Below are 6,175 nucleotides of genomic sequence, written 5' to 3'. Positions count from 1 at the left end.
ATATAGATTCATCAAAATATAAATAAAATCCAAAAATAAGCCTTTTATAGCCCCAGAAATTATCAAATTATTTCTTATCAAAAAGAAAAAAAGAAATGTTTGTATTTGAAATGATGCTTTTTAGTTAGTCCATTATGTCGCTTGTCTGTGGTAAGTCGTTAATTAGTGTGTGTTAAGTTGTTGGCAGTTTACTGTCAATAACTTATCCATCACGGTGAGCAACTTCGTTGCGAAAATTAACACTTTCCATCAGAAGAATATCTTTGTTTTTGTTCTTTTATATTTTTATAACAACTAAGTATTATTTATTTATTTTTAGAATAAAAATAAATAATACTTGTTATAAAGTATTATAGAGTTTTTTTGCAACCCTGCTCAAAGCCTTATGTAGCAAAGCATACAAAAGATTTTTTTTTTTTATTATACGATAAATTAGGGTATTCGTACGAGTAATTAGGGTATTTGCAAAAGTCTCAAATACGAGTAATTAGGGTATTCGTACGAGTTGAAATAATAACTTTATTATTGTACTATTAGTGTAGCTATTTAAAACGCTCGTATTTAATGAACATGAATAAAGAAATAATACTTCAAAAGAAAAATGATTTCGTTAATGCTTTGTATAAGCTTTCACTAGATGAAATGCGTATTTTTAACTATGCAATAGCTAAAACAAACCCATTTAAAGAACATAATAATATGATGCCTATATCAATTAATGATTTAGCTAAGTTTTACAATTTGGATAATAAAAGCGACAAATACAAACAATTTAATGAAGCTTTAAACCACTTATTTAACAGACAAATAACATACACTATAGAAGATGAAGAACATGGAACTATGTGGGTTACAGCTAGGTTAATTGTAAACAAAATAGAAAACAAAAAAGGTTTAATAGGTCTTAAATTCAGTGATGAAATTAATCAGCTTATCAAATGCGATAGAGACTTTTTAGAGTACAAACTAAAACAGACAATAGGTATAACATCACCAAACTCAGTCCGTATCTATGAGATGCTTTTATATTCCTTAAAAACAACACCTAACAAAGCATTAAACAAAGAATATTTAATAAAAGAAATTAAACAAAAACTAGGTCTTACGGATAAATACCCTAGATTCTGCGATTTTAGAAAATATGTTTTAGAAGTTGCTAAAAAACAAATAAACAAACATACAGATATAAAAATAGATTACGAAGTTAGAAAGCTTGGAAGAACGCCAGAAAGCATTATATTTACTGCTAAATTTAAACCAAATGCAGAAAGGTTTGAGCTTGAGCAGGAAGAAGAAAACACACCAATACAACAACTTGAAGAGCTACCAACACAAGATATAGAAGTATCTAAAAAATGGCTAGAAACAATTAAAACAGGCTTAAAAAAGTAAGTCTTTAACCGTTTTTAGCTACTAGCGGGAACTAGTAGCTAATGGCGTGATGAACTAACACCAAGCCAACCGGAAACGGCAAGGTTTAGTTTATCACATTTTGACTATAACAAAATGGAGATAACACCATGAAAATAAATGTAAATGAAGAGATGATAGGCTTTGAAACAATACTAGAACTAATAGAGATGTTCTCAAAAATCATCAATAAAAACCTACCAGATAAAGCCCAAGAAGATATTAAAGAAATAGTTGCTTGGTGCGGGTCAGTTTCAGATAAAAAAGATATAGTTTTTATCTCGAAAAACCTTAAAAAAACACGCCAAAAGTTACAAGATTATTTTCATAAGAAAGACCTAAAAGAAATATTCGAGAGAAGTAAGCAACTACAGGAGATTAAATAATGTTTTTTATTTGTAAATTAGAGAGTCATAGAATCGAGGGCGATAATGGGCTAATACTCCATGTTAAGAACGCTAAAAAAGATGATGATGTATCACAATACAAAAACAAACAAAGAATATACTCACTTCTTAATTGTGGCGAAGATATGGAATCTTATAGAACTATCAAGGTTTTTGCTAGCGAAGAGCTAGCAAATGAAGAGCTAGAAACCATGAAGAAAGAAGACCCTAAGCATTGGCAAGGCTGGGAAGTTATGGAATACGGGCAAGAGCTTAAAGATACTGTTTCAACTTTCATGAATACATTTAAATTTCAGATGTATATATCTAAAGCTTATGATAGTAACCACCAGCCAACGGGCGATTATATGATGATGCACCCGTTAGGATTCCATGAAATGATAATCCAGTATGAAGAAGTCAAAAAAGAATTAGAAAGAATAGCTACAGAGCAAGAAGAAAAGCTAAAAGAACAAGAGCAAGAGCCAAAAAAAGAAACTAAATCTAACTTGCTAAATAAAATAAAAAATATCTTCAATAAAGGGGCTTAATTATGTTTTTTAATTTCAATCCAATACTAAATCTAATTATTGATTATCTCTACCCTTATGCATTCGATATATTTAGTCTATCTAAATGTATATTTGTGGCTGTTATATTCTCTGCGATGTATATAGTCAGTAAATCAGCATACAAGAGCATAATCAAAGAAAATAGCCCTTTACCATTAAAAAATTCTTTAATAATAAGAACCATATATTATGGTTTTCATGTTGTTGCTGCGTGGTATGTATATAGCTTTCTTGTTACTTTCAGTATCTACGGATTAGCTTATTTACTCGATAGGCTTCATGTATTCCCTATAGACAAATTTATACCTTGTTTAGTTGTAGCCGCAGGCTCAACAGTTATCACTTTAATACTAGAAGCATTTGTTTTAAATCGATTAATACAGCAAAAGATAATTAACCCGCTTAATCAAATATCTAACGCATACGCATATAAAAAATCAGGCAAAAAAGAATATAACCCCGACAAAAAAAGAACTCATGTAGGCGAATACAACCCTAGAAAATACTTTAAACAAGGTAAACTATTTTTTGGCTTAAATGAGTTTAAACAACCTGTTTATGCAGACCTTAAAGCTAGTTTAGATGGGCATATATGTATAGCCGGTGGCTCTGGCTCAGGTAAGGGCGTTGAAACAAGAATATTACTATCACAATTCATACAATATGGATTATGTAACATTATTTTTGATGTGAAACCCGATAAATACCTTTTCAATTTATGTTCTGAAGAATGCAGAAGAGCAAATAAAAAAATGTATGTTATTGATATTGATGTTAGAGAGCCACAAATACAGCTTTTTGGCGGTATTAATCAAATAGATTTTGAAACCATTGTTAAATCAGCTATGGAGCTTGAACCACAAAAGCAAACTAACGCTAGGGTATACGCTCAAAATACAGAAAAAGCTTTAGAAAAAATATCAGATAAAATATATCAAAAAGGCATGACACCAAAAGAGATAATTAACGCTTGCTATCAGTACGACACGGATTTACTAGCTCAAAATATAGATTTAGAATCGCTATTGCGTAATCTATCAAGATACAAAATATTTAACTCTAAAGAAGCTCCGACAATCCAAGAAATACTAGAAGAAAATGCAGTTTTCTATATCCGTGCAGTAAGTGCTAAGGAGAATATGGCTAGTAGTTTAATTCTTCGTTTACTGTTCCAAACAATAACCAAAGAAACACAATATAACGACCGTTATAGCTGTATTTTCTTAGATGAATTTAAGTTTATTATGACTACTTCGGTAATCAATCAACTAGCCACTATTAGAGACTTCAACACTACGCTAATGTTTAACTTTCAATCATTTACAAACTTTGAAACTAGCCCAAACGCAGCGATGAATAAAAAGGCATACGGCAAGGAATTATTAGACAATTCGCACATTTTCGCCCTGGGCAATAGTTCAGATATAGAAACTATTGAAATAGTCCAAAAGAAAGGCGGACAAACAACTTATGATAGAGCTTTTGAGCTAGAAGAAGGAAGCCTTGGCGGGGCTTCCGTTACTTCTGCTGATAGAAGATATACTAAGCATGTAGACTATAAATTAACTCAAAGCGAGATATCAAACGGAGCTAAAAATACTATGATTTTATTAGCTCCTGCCCTATTTAAAGATAGAGAATACGAGCAGATATCAACGCATTACATACCGACAAATAATTATAGCTTTGCGATATCAGGCACACACAAAGAGCCATACATACCAAACAAAACTACAAATGAGCAACAAGAAGCCAAAATAGAGCCAAAAAGAGAAGAAATACAAGAAAATGAAAGCATAGAAGTATCTAAAAAGGACTTATTCGGCGATGAAGACTAAACAAGAACTGATAGAGTTAGGCAAAATAACACAACAAAAAATACTTAGCTATTTAGCCGAGTTTAAATACTCTACGCCAAAAACCCTAGAAAAGGCTTTAAATATCAATTATAAGACCCTAACAGGGGCTTTAAAAAGATATGAAAAGCAAGAATTAATAACGGTTATAGAAATACAAGCACCAAAAACAAAAGTAGTTGGTATATCTTGGCAAGGATTAGCAGAACTTGGAATAATAGACCAAACTAAAATATTTCATGAAAGCCGATTCAATGAAAGAACGCTAATACATTGGCTACAATGTCAAAACTACGCAATACTAAGCAGAAACAAAGGGCTTAAATGCTATCCCGCTCCAGCTCAAAAGTTTGCTTCAAAAGGTAGAGGTAAAACCGACCTAATAGAAGAAAGAGACAGTTTTAGTATTGGCATAGAAATTGAGAGAACTGCCAAAACCTTAAACCGTTACGCTGAAGTATGGGGCGGACATGTTCAAGCAATCCAAAACAAAGAAATAGATGGCGTTAAGTATGTTTTAACAACAAAAAGGGCGGAAGTAGTAGAAAAGATATTCAACAAAGCAAAGTTTGTACTAACAAAAGACAAAAGAAAGATAGATTTTGAGCCATTCAAAAACAGATTTAAATTTATCATCAATCACGACCTTTAGCCCAAAATATTAACCTAACGACAAGGGGCATAATGGCCTAACTTGTTAGATCCATTTTGACCCGTTTAGTCATCAAGAGATAATCCGCCCTAAGCGGATATGCTCTCGCAGATGACATATAAAAAGCATTCAAGCTTAGTTGCTACTGGTTCTTTTGTCGCTGTGAAACGGCGATAAAAAACTTAGTAGCTCTTAGCGTAGTAATGCACTAAACTCCTGCCCCCGTCATCGTACCTAGTAGCACTTATTTTTAGAAATTTTGTTGGCGATTTATCGCATTCTGCCCTTAGCGTAGCGACAGGGTAGCAACAATAATTTTGATAAAAATTTAGTGTCTACTGGTAGGAGACCAAAGGGAAAAAGTAAGCTAAGAGAACTTGCCCCGCAGGGGCTTAGTTTTCTCTTATCTTTTTTTCTTTGGTCTCGTACGAAGTACGGGACGGGGCAGGTTTTAATGAAAAAACAATCTGCCGAATAGGCTAAGATTGGTTTTGATATTAAAAGCTAGATAAATAAGGCATTTCAAAGCATGCTTTGAAATTACCGCAAACTATAATTTAGTGAGATACGCAGTAAGACTAGCAGAAAGAATTATCGCAAGATTAAAAGATTTCGGAACTTCTTACAATGAAGATTACTATTAAAAGATTGACTTTTTATTATAATGTATGTACAATATGTACATACAAATTAAGGTTTAAAAATATGCTTGAATTTGAATGGGACAACAAGAAAAATAAGTCCAATATTGAGAAACACAAACTACCTTTTGAACTTGCAAAATATGTTTTTGAATGTGGCAATTTTGAAAGATATATAGATGACAAAAAACAATATAATGAAACTAGATATATTGGTTTTGGAGAGCTAGAAAATATTTTGTTTTGTGTCTCATATACGATTAGAAAAAACAAAATTAGAATCATATCTTTTAGGCGAGCAAGACAAAAAGAGTTAGACAAAGTGAGGGCTAAAAAATGAGTAAAAACAAACTAATAAACATTGCTAAAAATATCAAAGATGAAGATATTAACTTTGATGATATCCCAGAGTTAACTAATGAAGATATCAAAAAATCTATCCCACTATATGAAGCTCCTGAGATACTAGAGTTATTAGATAGCCAAAAGAAAGAAACTAAAGAAAAGATAACTATTAGGCTCAAATCTTCTACATTAGAAACTTTTAGAGGTTTAGGCAAAGGATATCAAACAAAAATATCTGATATTTTGGATAACATAGCTAAAAACATCAAAAAACACTCATAAATCGATTTTAAGAGACTTTTTTAGTTTTTCT

7 protein-coding genes are annotated in these 6,175 nt (G+C 31.7%); all 7 read left to right on the top strand.

All coding sequences use genetic code 11. The features are described from left to right. Positions 1-570: 570 nt before the first annotated feature. On the top strand, positions 571-1,392 hold the full coding sequence (locus tag KX01_RS09240; RefSeq protein WP_198021121.1) for a replication initiation protein: 822 nt from the start codon (positions 571-573) through the stop codon (positions 1,390-1,392). A gap of 128 nt (positions 1,393-1,520) precedes the next feature. Then, entirely contained in the window at positions 1,521-1,796 is a 276-nt protein-coding gene (locus tag KX01_RS09235) for a hypothetical protein (RefSeq protein WP_071664812.1), read from the top strand. Then, positions 1,796-2,347 carry a hypothetical protein gene (locus KX01_RS09230; protein ID WP_071664811.1) on the top strand — a complete coding sequence of 184 codons (552 nt, stop codon included), beginning with the start codon at positions 1,796-1,798 and terminating at the stop codon, positions 2,345-2,347. Before KX01_RS09235 ends, KX01_RS09230 begins: the two co-directional genes overlap by 1 nt. A 2-nt stretch (positions 2,348-2,349) precedes the next feature. Beyond that, positions 2,350-4,206, top strand: a complete 1,857-nt coding sequence (locus KX01_RS09225; protein ID WP_071664810.1) for a helicase HerA domain-containing protein — start codon at positions 2,350-2,352, stop codon at positions 4,204-4,206. Further along, positions 4,196-4,876: a winged helix-turn-helix transcriptional regulator gene (locus tag KX01_RS09220; protein WP_071664809.1), complete on the top strand. Its 681-nt coding sequence runs from the start codon at positions 4,196-4,198 to the stop codon at positions 4,874-4,876. The genes KX01_RS09225 and KX01_RS09220 overlap by 11 nt, the downstream gene beginning before the upstream one ends. Positions 4,877-5,581: 705 nt before the next feature. Beyond that, positions 5,582-5,857, top strand: coding sequence for a BrnT family toxin (locus KX01_RS09215; RefSeq protein ID WP_071664808.1), 276 nt, complete (start codon positions 5,582-5,584; stop codon positions 5,855-5,857). Beyond that, positions 5,854-6,144, top strand: a complete 291-nt coding sequence (locus KX01_RS09210) for a BrnA antitoxin family protein (protein WP_071664807.1) — start codon at positions 5,854-5,856, stop codon at positions 6,142-6,144. Before KX01_RS09215 ends, KX01_RS09210 begins: the two co-directional genes overlap by 4 nt. The last annotated feature ends 31 nt before the right edge of the window (positions 6,145-6,175 follow it).

Origin of the sequence: Francisella frigiditurris, assembly GCF_001880225.1 — a bacterium.
GTDB classification, from domain to species: Bacteria; Pseudomonadota; Gammaproteobacteria; order Francisellales; family Francisellaceae; genus Francisella; species Francisella frigiditurris.
This window is presented reverse-complemented; position numbering and strand designations above follow the sequence as displayed.